The 14,834-nt window shown below is 41.4% G+C and carries 13 protein-coding genes; 1 reads left to right on the forward strand and 12 read right to left on the reverse strand.

The genetic code is table 11. The features are described 5' to 3' along the window. Positions 1-5: 5 nt before the first annotated feature. From trhA to ACOOEY_RS11030, 12 genes are all read right to left on the reverse strand, one after another. Positions 6-656, reverse strand: coding sequence for a PAQR family membrane homeostasis protein TrhA (gene trhA / locus ACOOEY_RS10975; protein WP_420384756.1), 651 nt, complete (start codon positions 654-656; stop codon positions 6-8). Next, positions 653-1,453 (reverse strand): ion transporter, encoded by an 801-nt coding sequence (locus tag ACOOEY_RS10980; RefSeq protein ID WP_420384757.1) that lies wholly within the window; start codon positions 1,451-1,453, stop codon positions 653-655. The genes trhA and ACOOEY_RS10980 overlap by 4 nt, the downstream gene beginning before the upstream one ends. Continuing rightward, the gene (locus ACOOEY_RS10985) at positions 1,450-3,078 is read right to left on the reverse strand and encodes a mechanosensitive ion channel family protein (protein WP_420384758.1); all 1,629 of its coding nucleotides are present in this window, start codon (positions 3,076-3,078) and stop codon (positions 1,450-1,452) included. Before ACOOEY_RS10985 ends, ACOOEY_RS10980 begins: the two co-directional genes overlap by 4 nt. A 115-nt stretch (positions 3,079-3,193) precedes the next feature. Further along, positions 3,194-3,916 (reverse strand): LytR/AlgR family response regulator transcription factor, encoded by a 723-nt coding sequence (locus tag ACOOEY_RS10990; RefSeq protein WP_420384759.1) that lies wholly within the window; start codon positions 3,914-3,916, stop codon positions 3,194-3,196. An 11-nt stretch (positions 3,917-3,927) separates the two neighbouring features. Then, on the reverse strand, positions 3,928-4,980 hold the full coding sequence (locus tag ACOOEY_RS10995) for a sensor histidine kinase (protein ID WP_420384760.1): 1,053 nt from the start codon (positions 4,978-4,980) through the stop codon (positions 3,928-3,930). Positions 4,981-5,062: 82 nt separating this feature from the next. Further along, positions 5,063-6,382, reverse strand: a complete 1,320-nt coding sequence (locus ACOOEY_RS11000) for an NAD(P)/FAD-dependent oxidoreductase (protein ID WP_420384761.1) — start codon at positions 6,380-6,382, stop codon at positions 5,063-5,065. A gap of 418 nt (positions 6,383-6,800) precedes the next feature. Continuing rightward, complete coding sequence (locus ACOOEY_RS11005) at positions 6,801-7,511, reverse strand: NYN domain-containing protein (protein WP_420384762.1); 711 nt, start codon at positions 7,509-7,511, stop codon at positions 6,801-6,803. Between the two features lie 192 nt (positions 7,512-7,703). Next, positions 7,704-10,571: an excinuclease ABC subunit UvrA gene (uvrA, locus tag ACOOEY_RS11010; protein WP_420384763.1), complete on the reverse strand. Its 2,868-nt coding sequence runs from the start codon at positions 10,569-10,571 to the stop codon at positions 7,704-7,706. A 237-nt stretch (positions 10,572-10,808) separates the two neighbouring features. Beyond that, positions 10,809-11,804, reverse strand: a complete 996-nt coding sequence (locus tag ACOOEY_RS11015) for an endonuclease/exonuclease/phosphatase family protein (protein ID WP_420384764.1) — start codon at positions 11,802-11,804, stop codon at positions 10,809-10,811. Next, positions 11,785-13,197, reverse strand: coding sequence for a cell envelope integrity protein CreD (creD, locus tag ACOOEY_RS11020; protein ID WP_420384765.1), 1,413 nt, complete (start codon positions 13,195-13,197; stop codon positions 11,785-11,787). The genes ACOOEY_RS11015 and creD overlap by 20 nt, the downstream gene beginning before the upstream one ends. A gap of 49 nt (positions 13,198-13,246) precedes the next feature. Next, entirely contained in the window at positions 13,247-13,540 is a 294-nt protein-coding gene (locus tag ACOOEY_RS11025; RefSeq protein ID WP_420384766.1) for a winged helix-turn-helix domain-containing protein, read from the reverse strand. Continuing rightward, entirely contained in the window at positions 13,541-14,158 is a 618-nt protein-coding gene (locus tag ACOOEY_RS11030; RefSeq protein ID WP_420384767.1) for a hypothetical protein, read from the reverse strand. Positions 14,159-14,242: 84 nt separating this feature from the next. On the opposite strand from ACOOEY_RS11030, the gene ACOOEY_RS11035 reads away from it, so the two are divergent. Next, a complete protein-coding gene (locus tag ACOOEY_RS11035) occupies positions 14,243-14,824 on the forward strand; it encodes an RNA polymerase sigma-70 factor (RefSeq protein ID WP_420384768.1) in 582 nt (193 codons plus the stop codon). Positions 14,825-14,834: the final 10 nt, after the last annotated feature.

Here is a 14,834-nt window from a genome sequence, read left to right on the forward strand (position 1 = left end):
CCTGATTAAAAGGGTAGCACATATTTAAGAATGGCATACATGTGAAACCCGGTACCTCCCAGAACAAACAGGTGCCATACAGCATGGTGGTATTTCATTTTTCTCATCAGGTAAAAAACCACTCCGAGTGTATAGGAAAGACCTCCGTAAAGCATGAGATGAACAACCCGAGGGGATAAAATCTCACCAAGTTCATCGAACATGAGAAAACCCAGCCAGCCCATGCCCAGATAGGAAGCCAGGGAAATAAATTCCAGTTTACCGGTAAAGAATACTTTAAAGATGATACCCAATAAGGCGATGCCCCATACGGCTAGCAGCAATCGCTGACCTAAGGGGGTGTCGCCCAGTACTCCCCAGCAAAAAGGAGTAAAGGTACCTGCAATCAATAAATAGATAGAAATGTGATCTAGTTGTTTAAACAAGAACTTCTGCTTCCTGGTTTTAACGCTATGGTAAAGTGTCGAAGAACTGTAAAGAATAATCACCGTGGCAAGAAAGGTAGCAACACTCCATAGAATGCTTCCCTGAGCTTCTGATTTGATCAGAACGTAGGCCATGGCGATGATTCCGGTAACTATTCCCAAAGCATGAGTCAGACTGTTGGCCAACTCTTCTTTTGAGCTATATACATCTAGTTTTATTTCCTTTTTCAAACTGGTAATTCCTCCCCGCAAAACTTGCAGTAAAGCGCATCGCTGTCATGACCTTTTGAACTGCAATTTGTACACTTTTTCTTCTCTTGTTTCTTCTTGTCTTTTTGTAGCTCTACAGTAACTATACCCGTGGGAACAGCTATTATGGCATAACCCAATATCATAACAAAAGAGGCAATAGTCTGTCCTAAAATAGTTTGCGGAGCAATATCACCATAACCAACTGTTGTAAGGGTCACTATCGCCCAATAAATACTTAGGGGAATGCTCGTAAAACCATTGTCTTTTCCTTCTACCAGATACATTACTGTGCCCAGAATGATTACGAGCATGAGTACCGTTCCCATGAACACCGTAATCTTATGTCTGCTGGCCTTGATGGCTCTACCCAGTTGTTCACCTTCACCAACAAACCGACCTAATTTCAGAATTCTAAAGACGCGCAATAGTCTCAAAGCCCGAATGATCAGCAGGTATTGCGTGCCCGCAAAAATAAGACTCAGGTAAGTGGGGAGTAAGGAGAGCAAATCGATTAGTCCATAGAAACTAAAAATATACCTGGATCTTGAATCAGTCACATAAACACGGGTAATATACTCCAGACTAAAAACGATGGTGAAGAACCATTCAGCATATTTGAAGAACTGCCCATAATCACGATTGATACTCGGCACACTTTCCAGCATAACCGCCAATACACTGATGAGGATGGCAATTAATAGTGCCACATCGAAACCACGTCCTGCAGGGGTATCGGTACCGAAGATGATGATATATAGTTTCTTCCTGAAACTCATTCTTTGTCTTTAACTCTGAACCAGGGGGCCTGATATTCTTCTGGTAAGTAAGATGGCGGAATGGTAGACTGGTTGCCATCACGATGTGCACCATAATGCGGTGACATGATTTCAACCCCGGCTTCATTGAATTTGTCCTGAATGTTTTTGTGTAACTCAGAGTAGATCACTGCCATCTTATGGATTTCCCGGGTTCTGGCATTCAACTGATAGCTCACATAAAAATCGTCAAGACTGGTCTGCAGAACAAAAGGATGGGGTTTCTTCTTTATAAATTCTGTGGCTAAGGCAGCATCAACCAGAAGCTTATGAACATCTCTCCATGGCACATCATAACCGATGGTTACTGTGGTATGCAGAATTAAGCCCTCTTCATCATTGGCCGTGGTATAGTTGATGGTGTGGCTATTCAGCATCTGTGAATTAGGGATGGTAATGATCTCGTTTTTAATGGTTTTGATCTTGGTGTTCAGCAAGGCTTTTTCCTTCACGTCACCAATGACCTCACCAATTTTCACCCGGTCACCAATTTTAAAGGAACGCATATAGGTAATCACCAACCCGGCAATAATATTCGAGAAGGCACCTGCACCACCCAAGGCTATCAGCAGACCGAAGAAAGTCGAAACACCTTTAAAGATTTCGGAATTAGACATCGGTAGTAAAGGCCAGATACCAATAAAACCCAGTGCAATGATTAAGGCTTTAACAATATTGAACGTGGGTTTGGCCCACTCCGGATAGAAGCCTCCAACCACCAATCGACCTTTGGAAATTTCATCCCTAAAGAAGGAAAGCAGGCGCAAGAAATACCTTAGGATAATAACAATGACTACTATGAAGAGCAGGTTAGGCAGGTAATCCAGAATTTTCAGTCCAAGATCTGAAAGTGGATCTACTACGTAGCCAATAAGCTTTTCAGCAATTCCCTGAGTCCACGGAAAAAGGGCGAACAGAGCAGGAAGTAAGAGGTAGACGATAAAGAGTAGTAAGGCATATTTAAAAATAGTTACCCCCCAACTCACCACCATTACCTGCTTTTCCTGAGTAAGTAGCTCGTAGTCTTTAATCTTAAAGCCTTTGAAGAACTTACCTTTCTGGCCCTGCAATTTGATTCCGATCAGCCTGAAGAGTCTGTTATAGTATTTAAGTCCGAAAATAAAGGCGGCTATAATCAGAATAGCCACTCCGATATTGACGAAAAGCAGGTTACTGAACACAGGCTTGTGTTGTGCCAATTCTTCTTTTAATATATCAAAGTAGTATTCAGTAGCTCCTTTTAAAGTTAGGCCAAGGGCCTTGGCGTCCTGGTCATTGATGGTCATCAGCACTTTATCGCGCAGAATGATATCGTTGACTTCTTCCCCATATTCAATACTCAGCGGGGTAATTTCCAGTTGAACATTCTGGAGTTCTTCCAGCTGATTTTTTAATCTCGCCACTCTTTGCTTTAAGGTATATGGACCAATACCATTGAAAAGAAATAGAGTAGAGTCCTGGTTAACGGGGACACCCCCTTTAAGAATCAAAGGGTGTATTTCTTTTTGAACCGGAGGAATGCTGTCCACAACCGGTTGCTGACTGGTTTGCCAGATAAGGCTCAGAAAGAGCAGAATAATTTTCATTTCAACTCAATATAAATATTTGAAAGTAACAGGCACAAAAAACCCTGATACCAATTGCAGGAATCAGGGTTGAGTATGTCATCTAACGTAAATAACTACGGAATGATGTTCGTAGTTATAAGCTCATCATTTCTTTAAACCTGGCAGCTTGTCTACGGCTTACTTCAACTTTATCGCCACCTCTCAAAACTACCATCAGTCCACCATTGAACCATGATTCAATGCTTTCTACCCAGGTTAAGTTGATGATATGCTTTCTGCTCGCTCTGAAGAAAGATCTGTCATCTAGTTTTTCATCCAGCGCATTCAACGACTTGTGAATCATTGGTTTGAAGTTGTCGAAGTAAATTTTGATGTAGTTACCATCAGATTCGAAAAGGCGAATGTTCTCCAACTTTACAAACCAGCATTTATCACCATCCTTGACAAAAACTCTATCGTTTGGTCCTAGCTTTTGCGGACTAGCCTCTTCTTTTACTTCGGTCTTGGCATTTCTGTTGATGAGCTTGGTCACCGTTTCTTTCAAACGGTCTGGCTCAATTGGTTTCAACAAATAGTCCATGGCATTATAATCGAAAGCCTTTAGGGCATATTCGTCATAGGCGGTGGTGAATACCACGTCTGGAACAGAATCTAAAGACTCAAGCAGTTCAAAGCCGGTTTTTCCTGGCATCTGAATGTCAAGGAAAAGTAAATCAGGTTTCAGGCTGTTGATTTTCTCTTCTGCATCCTCAGCATTTACCGCTTCACCTACAATTTCAATCTCCTGAAACTCCTGTAAAAGGTTAGTTAGCTCCTTTCTGGCCAGTCTTTCATCATCTACTATTAGTGCTTTCATAGAATTATCAATTAAATGCGCTGAGGTATTCTTACTTCAGTCACAACAAACTTATCATTTTCGTTATAAATATTAAATGTAGCGGTATCTCCATAGATTAATTTTAATCGCTCTTTGGTATTTACCAGCCCTACACCACTTCTTCCCCCTGCTCTTTTCTTGTGACCCGTTAACTGTCCGCTGTTTCTGATTTTGATAGACAAGACAGAATCATTCACGTTCGATTGAATCTCAATGATTCCTCCCTCCATCAAATTAGAAACACCATGCTTGATCGCATTTTCCACTAAAGTTTGGATCATCATTGGAGGAATATCAAAATGGTCAGATCGGGGATCGATTTTATACCGAACCTTTAAACGCTCTTCAAAACGGATGCTTTCAAGGGCAAGGTAGTCCTTTACTGTGTTAAGTTCGCTTTTAAAGTTGATCACCCGTTTTTTATCTGTGATCAGAGAGTTTCTAAGAATATTGGAAAGCTGGGTAATGGCAATTTTAGCCTTGGCAGGTTCTTCATCGACTAAAGCCCTCATACTGTTTAGGGCATTAAAAATGAAATGCGGATTCAATTGAGCCTTCAGCTGATTGAGGTGCATTTCATTCATGGCCGCTTCATATTTTAGTGACCTGTTGTTGCTTTCCAGATAATGGTATAAGAAATAAACAGTAGACCAGAGGATAAAAAGAACCACGGAAGTAGCAAAGAGCAGAGGAATCTCTGTTTGCAAACTGGTATCGCTTGGGCTTCGCGTTCCAACCACGAAATATAAGCCAAACGTGATGAGGTTGGCCATGATGGAGGCCAGCACAATGACTCCTAGAATTCTTGGAATCACCTGAGCAATATTGATCTGAACCCAGCCACGTCTGATAATAATGGCTCTGATAAAGTAGTGGGAGATCAGAAAGAAGAATAAACTGTGGATTGTGAGCTCAATCCGTTGGTTACGAACTACCTGAGCACCGAGGCCCTGAGGGTCGAAACCTTGAGAAATAAAATTGGAAAGGAAATACATTCCCCACCCTGCCAACTGCAAAATCCAATAAAGCCTCTTCTTTCTCATTTTCGAAATCGAAAAATAGCGAAAGTTGGTCTATTGCTGCAATGCAATAATACAAGAGGTAAACAGCTAATATGGCTGGAAATCAGAGCGTATCTCCTGGCTTGTAGTTTTTATTTCTTACAAAAGTCCTAATGATCAGTCGTGTGCCCCGGTCATAGGTCATGTAATTCCAGACCCAGTTGGTCAAAATCACCAATCGGTTTCTGAAGCCAACAATCGACATCAGGTGAACGAACATCCAAACCATCCATGCGAAAAGTCCTCCAAAGTGAAATTTTGGTAAGTCTACCACAGCTTTGTTTCGACCTATGGTTGCCATGGAGCCTTTGTCGCGGTATTTGAAGGCTTTAGGTCCTTTTTGCTTATTGGCCCTTTTCAGGTTATTGGCCACATTGATGGCCTGTTGAATGGCCACTGGTGCTACCATTGGGTGACCCTTCGGAAATTCATCGGAATACATTCCCGCTATATCTCCAATGGCATAAACGTCCTGGAGTCCCTTCACTTCGCTAAACTCGTTGACGATGATTCTACCTCCTTTAATAGAGTCTTTGGGAAGACCATCCATGATATTACCTGTAACTCCAGCCGCCCAAATCACGGTTTTGGCAGGGATTATCGTTCCATCATTCAAAGTAACGTCTTCCCCGTCATAAGACTTTAGCATGGTATTCAGGCGAACATCTACATCGAAAGCGCTCAGGTATTTTTCAGCCTTTTCGCTCGACTTTTCAGACATACCAGCCAAAAGTCTTGGTCCTGCATCTACCAGATGCAATTTCATAATGTCAAAGTCGATGTCGGGATAGTCCTTTGGAAGTACATGCTTCTTGAGTTCACCCAAGGCACCGGCCACTTCTACTCCGGTAGGCCCTCCACCAACGATTACGAAATTGGTGAGTCGGTTCTTTTCTTCATGTTCAGTGGCTAAAACAGTCTGTTCGAAATTCTGAAGCATATGACTTCGCAGATCCAGTGCCTGAGGAATTTGCTTCATGGGAAAAGTACGTTTGTACATTTCCTCATCTCCAAAATAATTGGTCTTGGAACCATTGGCGATTACCAGAAGATCGTAATCCAATTCTCCAATCAAAGTTTTGATCACTTTTCTCTCCGGATCAACTCCGGTAACCCTGGCCATCCGGAAGTAAAAATCCTGATGTTTTTCGAAAAGCTGCCTTAGGGCACCGGCTATGGAATCAGGCTCTAAACCTGCAGTGGCTACCTGATAAAGCAGCGGCTGAAAGGTATGATAGTTATGCCTGTCTAATAGAACAATCTGATAGTTGGATTTGCGCAGCGATTTAACCAGTTGAATACCGCCAAAACCGCCTCCAATAATCACTATTCGCTTTTTATTGGATTCTGGAATCTCCAAATGGAGATGATCGAAAGGGGACATGTTAATGGTTTCCTAGTCTAACATACCCGTTGATTTTTGGGTTCTCCAAATCATCGAAATTTCACGGAACATTGGCCTGCCAAAAAGTGTTAAAACAACAAATAATAAATCTGCTATTTATAATAGGCCTTATGGCCTACCGTTATAAAGTCAGAAAAAGGCAATTAAAATCGATGATTGAAGTCGGGCAAACGAGCCTGACGATGAGGTGTTAGATTAATGTGTTGATTTTAATGTTTTGGTTGAAGATGGTGCTGTCCGCGAAAGCGGCAGCACTATTTTTTTGTAGTCTTTTGTTTCGGATAATATTTCATGTTTATCCTGTAACAAGCTGGATTTCTGATAATAATATTACTTGCGGCAGTCGGAATTTAATGGAGTAAAAATCTGCTTGGCTCCTTGAAGGAGTAAGGAGGATTTATTCAGGATCAGGTGAAATCAGTTCTTTTTTCGACATATTTTTTATGGTCATGAGTCCATCTATATGCTCATGCAGAGTAGGGTCAATATTATTCAACATGGGGTCAAGTATTAGGTCGACTCCCTCTCTTCTGGCAAACTTTGCCGCTGGAACGAAGTCACTATCTCCGGCAATAAGAATAATTTGGTCTACTTGGTTTTTAAATGCCAATGTAGCGATGTCCAGTCCAATTTTCATATCGACAGCCTTTTGATTCAGCGGATATTCCAAGTCATTGGCGTCTAACTCATTGAGCATAACCGTTCCTTCAAATAAACCCTTAGTATGTCTTGCCTTTATAGTCCAGAGCTTTGAGCTGTTTTTGAGAAAACCGAGTCTGAGTGCAATTTTTCTCTGTTTTTTTAACTCAGTAAACAAGGAGTTTCTGAACCTAAATTGTTCAGTTCTTTTGAAGCTGATGGACTTTCCGGAAATTGGGTTTTTGGAGTCACCATCAAAAGGCTTAGCATCGTAGTAGTATATTCTGTATAACTCCGTTCGGTCTAAATTGTACCTCCCTCTATATTGGTTCACTCTTAAGATATGTTTAAAACAGTAGGATACCAGGTTTTTAGCAACCAGCTCGGGAGAATCTCCTTTTTCGAAGCCCTTTATGTATTTATAGCGTTTTATAAAAAAACCACCATCTACGAGTATTGCTGTCTTCATTTCGGGAAGGATAAAAAAAAGTCCAAAGTCAGAGTTTGTCGCTATCCGTCCTTTAAGAGTAATTTCCTAAAGGTGACAAATCCGCCCATTGGACATTATCTACCAATACTAAACAACAGACCGCAATTACGCAAGTGGTTAACTATAAAAAGAAAATGAAAAGTAATATTAAAAAGTCTTAAAATTCAATCATCAACTATTTTCCAGCTCCTCCTTCAAGAACTTAGCCGTATAACTTTTCTTGCTTTTAGCTACTTCTTCAGGAGTTCCCTGGGCTATGATTTGACCACCTTTGTCTCCACCTTCTGGTCCCAGATCGATAATGTGGTCAGCTACCTTAATGACATCCAGGTTATGCTCAATAATCAATACGGAATTACCTTTATCTACCAGTCTGTTCAATACATCTAACAAGTGTTGAATATCCTGAAAGTGAAGTCCTGTCGTTGGCTCATCCAGTATGTAGAGTGTTTTACCCGTATCCTTTTTAGAAAGCTCAGTGGCCAGTTTTACCCTTTGCGCTTCACCACCAGACAATGTTGTGGCATGTTGCCCCAGTGAAATGTATCCTAAGCCCACATCATTCAAAGTCTGGATTTTCCTTAAAATCTTGGGCTGGTTCTCGAAGAATTCAACAGCCTGTTCTACGGTCATATCCAGCACATCGGAGATGGATTTACCTTTAAATCGAACCTCCAGTGTTTCCCTGTTGTAGCGCTTGCCTTTGCAGGTTTCACAAGGCACATGCACATTAGGAAGGAAGTCCATTTCAATGAGTTTCATTCCGGCACCCTCACAGGTTTCGCAGCGACCGCCTTTTACGTTAAAGGAGAAACGGCCGGCTTTATAGCCTCTGATTTTGGCTTCTGGTAACTCTGTGAAAAGTGTTCTGATATCTGAGAATACACCTGTATAGGTTGCAGGATTAGATCTTGGAGTACGTCCAATGGGTGACTGGTCTACCTCTATTACCTTGTCAATTTCCTTCAGCCCTTTGATTTCATTGTAAGGGAGAGGTGATTTTCTCGATCTGAAGAAATGATGATTAAGGATAGGGAAGAGTGTATCATGAATCAACGTAGACTTACCACTTCCGGAAACTCCGGTGATACATACCATCTCACCTAAAGGAATCTTGAGGTCGACCTTTTTGAGATTATTTCCACTGGCTCCTTTAAGCTCCAGGTTTTTGCCTGAGCCCTTCCTTCTTTCCTTTGGTATTTCAATGTTCTTTTCACCCTTGAGATACCTGGCTGTAGTTCCTCCTTCTTCCAGAAATTGCTCAGGAGCATTTGCGGCTACAATTTGCCCGCCATGACGGCCGGCCCCGGGACCGATATCAACGATAAAATCAGACGCCAGCATCATGTCCTTGTCATGTTCGACAACGATGATGGTATTTCCAATGTCCCTTAGGTTTTTAAGCGCATTGATCAGCTTAACATTATCTCTCTGGTGTAAGCCGATACTTGGCTCATCCATGATATATAGTACTCCTACCAGCTGGGTTCCGATTTGAGTAGCCAGTCTGATTCTTTGTGCTTCACCACCAGAAAGGGTTCTTAATGGTCGATTCAGGGTGAGGTAGTCGAGCCCCACATCCAGTAGAAAGCCAATTCTCTTTCTGATCTCTTTCAGTACCTCAGGAGCAATTTGGTTTTGCTTATCTGTCAGGCGTTCCTCCAGCCCTACAAACCATTGCGATAAGGTTTCAATATCCATTTCTGCTAACTGAGAAATGTTCCTATCGGCTATTCTGAAGTGGATCGATTCCTTTTTCAGCCGGGCACCATCACATTCTGGGCAGGTCTTCACTGTCATGAAGTCCGAAATCCACTGACGTGTTTTTTCAGTGCCTTCTTCCATCTGTTTTTCAAGGAATTTGATGATTCCTTCAAACCGGGTATTCCACTGTGTGCCCGGGTATTTCTTTGAGCTCACGGCTACAGGTACATCATCGCCATAGAGAATGGTATCCAATACCCCTTCTGGCAGGTCTTTGATTGGAGTACTCAGGTTGGCCTTGTGTCTTTTGAGTATTGCTTCCAGCTTTTTGAAAATCCAGATATCTCTGTAGTCGCCCAAAGGAGCTAAACCACCTCTGCTAATACTCAGATTGGGATCAGGGACTACACTCTCCTTGCTGATTTCTTCAATCTGACCCAGCCCGTTACAGGTTGGACAAGCACCATATGGAGAGTTGAAGGAAAAATTATTGGGAGCCGGTTCGTCATAGGAGATACCGGTTTCGGGATCCATGAGGAATTTCGAAAAGTGATGAATCTGGTTGTCTTCATCGCGAATCATCATTACTCCATTACCATGGCTCATGGCGGTTTTTACGCTCTGGGCAGTTCGGAAGCGATCATTAGGATCTGCAATAATACGATCAATGACAATCTCGATGTCGTGTGTTTTGTATCGATCGACCTGCATTTTAGGCACCATCTCCATCACTACTCCGTCAACCCGTACTTTGGTGAATCCCATTTTGCGGATTTGAACAAAGAGCTCTCTGTAATGTCCCTTTCTTCCTTTAACTACCGGTGCCAGGATAATGAGTTTTTTACCCTCAAAATTCTTAATGACATGATCAATGATCTGGTCTTCAGACTGACGGATCATTGGTTTACCCGTTTTATAGGAATAGGCAATTCCGGCTCTGGCATAAAGCAGCCGCAGGAAGTCATAGATTTCTGTTAATGTTCCTACGGTAGATCGTGGGTTTCGGGAAGTGGTTTTCTGCTCAATGGATATGACAGGACTTAGTCCATTAATCTTATCCACATCCGGCCTCTCCATATCCCCGATAAATGATCGGGCGTAGGCCGAAAAACTTTCCATGTACCTGCGTTGCCCCTCAGCATAAATGGTATCGAAGGCCAGGGATGATTTTCCTGAACCGGAGATACCTGTAATTACCACAAGTTTGTTGCGTGGTATACTTACATCAATGTTTTTAAGATTATGCTCCCGAGCGCCAAAAACTTCAATGTTTTCATGTCCTGAAATATCGACAGGAGCGGGGTCTATAATCGCATTTTCTTTGAATTTTTCCATCAGAACAGCTGCTCAGCGCAGAATCCACAAAGGTCAGGATTTACCAACGCAAATACAACTGGGAGCGAATGATTAAAGTTTCGTTGAATTGTTATCAGAAGTCAGAAGTCAGAAGTCAGAAGTCAGAAGTCAGAAGTCAGAAGTCAGAAGTCAGAAGTCAGAAGTCAGAAGTCAGAAATCAGAAATCAGAAATCGGGATTGTTCTGTCTTTTCATCCCGATTTCCTGAATGCTGTGTTTACTTACCTGCTATCAGGTAACTGCCCATAATGGCTTTGTGATCAGAAGTAATTCTTACAGCGTCTAGTGAGTCACAACCAATCCCATTCGAATGTAGGATATAATCAATGGGAATTTGAGCGATAAATGGGTTCCATGTGGGGAATGTAGGGGTCAGCTTTTTTCGACTGTCAGTCAGTTGAGCCGATGATTTGAAATTCAGCATACGGTTATCCCATGGAACTGTATTAAAATCACCCAACACCAAAAATTCACCAGGTTGTTCTTTTACATAGTCCTCTGCCCATTCGAGATGGCTATTACGGTTGTGCCATTTACTTCGCGTTGTTGGCGATTTGGTATGCAGGGCCAGAAAGTTTACTGCTTCATCACCAATCAGAATTTTACCGGTGATATTAGCTGTACGGGTTACATGTACCTCTTCAACATCACTCATAGGGTACTTGCTGAAAACAGCAATTCCCTGTCCCTGATCGGCATGTTCAACTACCTTGTAGAACGGATAGTCATTGGCCAGGCCTGAAACCAGTCTTTTAGCCCATTCACTACTCACTTCCTGAAAGGATATAAAATCTGGGTTGAGTTCTACAACACGATTAATAGTTTCATCATACTTGTCATTGACGGCCAGTACATTGAACTGTAACACTTTCAGTGATTCATCTCCCTGGTCAATTTTATAGGTCTTACTGATGGGACCACTCACTTTGACGAGGAGTAAAAAGTAGATCATAAAATTGACTCCTGCCAGCCTGTAGTGATGCTTTACAATCCAGAATACGCTGAGGGCACCATAGACCAGCATGGCCTGAAAAAGGAATGACTGGAACAGGGTAAGCCTGAAGGTATAACTCGGAATGAGTAATAAGAAGGCAGGAATAAGCAGAAAGGCTGCTAATATTCTTTCCTTATTCTTTTTCTGTCTAAACCAGCAATAGATTCTAATGATTACCAGAGCGACCTTGAGTATGTATTTAAGCTTCTGTGGTTGCATGAGTTAGATTTCCTTTTGATTTGATGTTATACCAATCGACATTCCTTGAGAGATACATACATATTCCCAATACAATTAATAGACCAACACTTCCAAATAGCAAAGCAAAATCTTCCAGCTTCAGCACTACAAAAATGAACGTGTAGATAATACTGAAGAAGAGGAAAAGGATACCTGCTAATTTTCTGCTCTTGAGAATTGACATCGAATACAGTGAAATCATTCCAATAATGACTGTGGAAGATACCCAATAGGCAGCACTGAAATCCAGGTGTTCTGAAAGTGACAGAAGTAATGTATAGAATATAGTGAGTGTCAACCCAACCAATATGTAATGAATCGGGTGTATCCTTTTTTTATTGAGAATCTCAATGAAAAAGAATGAAATGAAGGTAAGGAATAAGATAAGTACGGCATATTTTGCGGATCGCGTGTTCTGCTGATAGTTATCAACAGGCTGAAATAATTTAACCCCAAATTCTGAATCTGATATACTATGTTCTCCTCCTACCCATTGTTGTGGATAATTTCTATTTAGGTCGAAGATTGACCATTCTGCTGTAAACCCATCCTCTGAAATAGAATGATCATCAGGTAGAAACTGACCCTCAAAGCTAGGGTGAGGCCATGAAGAGGACATCTTGGCGGTAGTACTTTTTCCAATCGGGTTGATTTTGAGGCTTCTCGTACCGTGAAGACTTAGGTGGGTTGAGAACGATAAATTTGCAATTTCATCGGGCCAGGAAATATTTGCAGAAACCCCGCTTTGATACTCACTCGCTCGAGACACATTATAGTTGGAGCTAAGTTGTGAGAGCTGGAGGTCGAATTTTTTTGGAATGCCAGATTCCATGGAATGGGCTTTTTCCCCAAGCTTGATTTCTATTTTGCTCTGGATACCACGCATATCAGGAATGCCCATACTAATAGTTGCCTGATCCCAAAGTACCTTGTCATTCTCATCTATGAGTTTTGTGAAATCTGGTTTGGTAAAGTTGCCTTTTAATTGAAGATCAGCAGCATATACGGCAACTTCATAAATACCCCTTTTTCTCGACTGGGGATTGATCTGGCCATCTACTTCCAGTTTTTGCGGCAAAAAATGGGCGTACTTTATAACACTTACTTCCTTATCCTGAAGGATTACAACGGATTCATACGGAATAGTAAGAATGGGGCCAGTAATTTGTTGGGGAGAAGCCCAGCTTCCAGAAATTTCTCTAATTGCTTCTTCTTGTCTATACTCCCTTTCATTGATCAAAGTCTTAATCATACTATTAGGAATAAGCAAGATGGCTATAAGAAAACCGATTGATAGTAATTTAATGCTTACTGAATTCTTGATGGAGTAGTTGATCTTATCAAATACTGACCCGTTTGTGCTGTTGTCCATAATTTGTTTTAAAAGTACTTTGAACTACAAAGTATAAGTTCAAATTTTTTTATATGCTGTTTTTTATCAATTGCTCTAAAGCGTCAATATGAGCCTTGAATGCTCTATTTCCGATTGTTGTAACCATATATTGTGTATTAGGCTTCCTTCCAACGAAGGACTTACTAACTTCTATATAATCTTCTTTCTCTAAAGCCTTTAAATGACTTGCAAGATTACCATCCGTAACTTCGAGCAACTCCTTAAGCCTATTAAAGTCTAGTGACTCATTGGCCATTAACGCTGACATTATTCCAAGTCGGACGCGACTTTCAAAAGCTTTATTCAAATTGTGGATATCCACTTATTTCTCATATTTAAAGTACATGATAGCTCCATATAAAATATGTAGAACTCCAAACCCTATAGCCCAAATTAGCAATCCGTAGCCAATTACAGCAGAGGCAATGAGGCCCAAAACTACTTCAGAAATTCCAAGAAATCGCACATCCCTATAGGTATAATGACTGGCATTAATAAGTCCAAGTCCATAGAAAATGAGTGTCGTGGGGGCAATAAGACCTATAAGTCCTTGATAATAAAAAATGATTACCAGCACTCCACCTGTTACAAGTGGTACTAATAGGTTTATTAAAACTCGCTGAGCTGTCTTATCCCAACTTTTTACGCCATCCTTTTTGGCCTTCTTTTTCGTAAGATATATGCCTGTAATAATGGCTAGAAACATCACTCCCAGAGCATCCAGAATTAGCCAGGTCAGGTTTCCTCTTACATCTCTGATCAATAATTGATCATAAATAAGATCCTCACTGGTATAAGCTAGCTTCCAGGCAATGTAGGCACCAATCAATGCGTAGATTCCGGCCATTACCCCCGATAGCCCACTTAGGGAAATAAAGCGGGAAGACTTTTCCATCATTTGCCGAATCTCGGCTATGTCTTGAACGTATTTATTTGACATGTCAAAAGTACTTTGAAATTCAAAGTAAGCTAATCGCGGCAAGTTTTCCAATAGTGATTCATCATTTTTCATCTACTTTGCAGCATGTCTAGTGAGCAGGAAGTAGTGCTTCAACAGCGTCTGTCCAGAGGAGATGAGACAGCCTTCCAGGAAACCTTTGAAATATACTTTAAGGTTTTGGTGCTTTTTGCTACACGCTTTTCGATTGATCAGGAAACAGCCGAAGACCTGGTTCAGGATGTTTTTGTAAAACTCTATGAACAGAAGGACAGGCTGCAATTTCACAGCTCGCTCAAGGCGTTTCTTTATCAGTCAGTGAGAAATAAATGTCTCGATATTCTTCGATCAAGGAAAACCCGTGAGAAGCATCACGATGAAATAAAATTTTCATCCGAACTGGAAGGGCAGGATAGTGAGGCATTGATGATGCAGTCCGAACTGGAAGAAAAAGTTTATCAGAGTATCAAGCAACTCCCCGAGCAATGTCAGCTCATCTTCAAAATGAATCGGTTTGAAGGCAAAAAGAATCAGGAGATTGCCGATGAGCTGAATATTTCCAAACGTACTGTAGAAGCACAAATTAGTAAAGCGCTGAAGCGATTGAGGGAAGATATCTACCCCTATTTGAAGACCTTTTTACTGGCAATTGCTTTCTGGCTCAGCTGATTTTTAAAAA

This window comes from Roseivirga sp. (assembly GCF_965216855.1).
In the GTDB taxonomy this organism is placed as follows: domain Bacteria; phylum Bacteroidota; class Bacteroidia; order Cytophagales; family Cyclobacteriaceae; genus Roseivirga.

Bases quoted from the DNA above. Each gene is read 5' to 3' on its own strand.
- ACOOEY_RS11035 (WP_420384768.1), top strand. From the start codon at position 14,243: ATGTCTAGTGAGCAGGAAGTAGTGCTTCAACAGCGTCTGTCCAGAGGA.
- ACOOEY_RS10990 (WP_420384759.1), bottom strand. From the start codon at position 3,916: ATGAAAGCACTAATAGTAGATGATGAAAGACTGGCCAGAAAGGAGCTA.
- ACOOEY_RS11030 (WP_420384767.1), bottom strand. From the start codon at position 14,158: ATGTCAAATAAATACGTTCAAGACATAGCCGAGATTCGGCAAATGATG.
- ACOOEY_RS11015 (WP_420384764.1), bottom strand. From the start codon at position 11,804: ATGCAACCACAGAAGCTTAAATACATACTCAAGGTCGCTCTGGTAATC.
- ACOOEY_RS10985 (WP_420384758.1), bottom strand. From the start codon at position 3,078: ATGAAAATTATTCTGCTCTTTCTGAGCCTTATCTGGCAAACCAGTCAG.
- ACOOEY_RS11000 (WP_420384761.1), bottom strand. From the start codon at position 6,382: ATGTCCCCTTTCGATCATCTCCATTTGGAGATTCCAGAATCCAATAAA.
- ACOOEY_RS10980 (WP_420384757.1), bottom strand. From the start codon at position 1,453: ATGAGTTTCAGGAAGAAACTATATATCATCATCTTCGGTACCGATACC.
- uvrA (WP_420384763.1), bottom strand. From the start codon at position 10,571: ATGGAAAAATTCAAAGAAAATGCGATTATAGACCCCGCTCCTGTCGAT.
- ACOOEY_RS11005 (WP_420384762.1), bottom strand. From the start codon at position 7,511: ATGAAGACAGCAATACTCGTAGATGGTGGTTTTTTTATAAAACGCTAT.
- ACOOEY_RS10995 (WP_420384760.1), bottom strand. From the start codon at position 4,980: ATGAGAAAGAAGAGGCTTTATTGGATTTTGCAGTTGGCAGGGTGGGGA.
- creD (WP_420384765.1), bottom strand. From the start codon at position 13,197: ATGGACAACAGCACAAACGGGTCAGTATTTGATAAGATCAACTACTCC.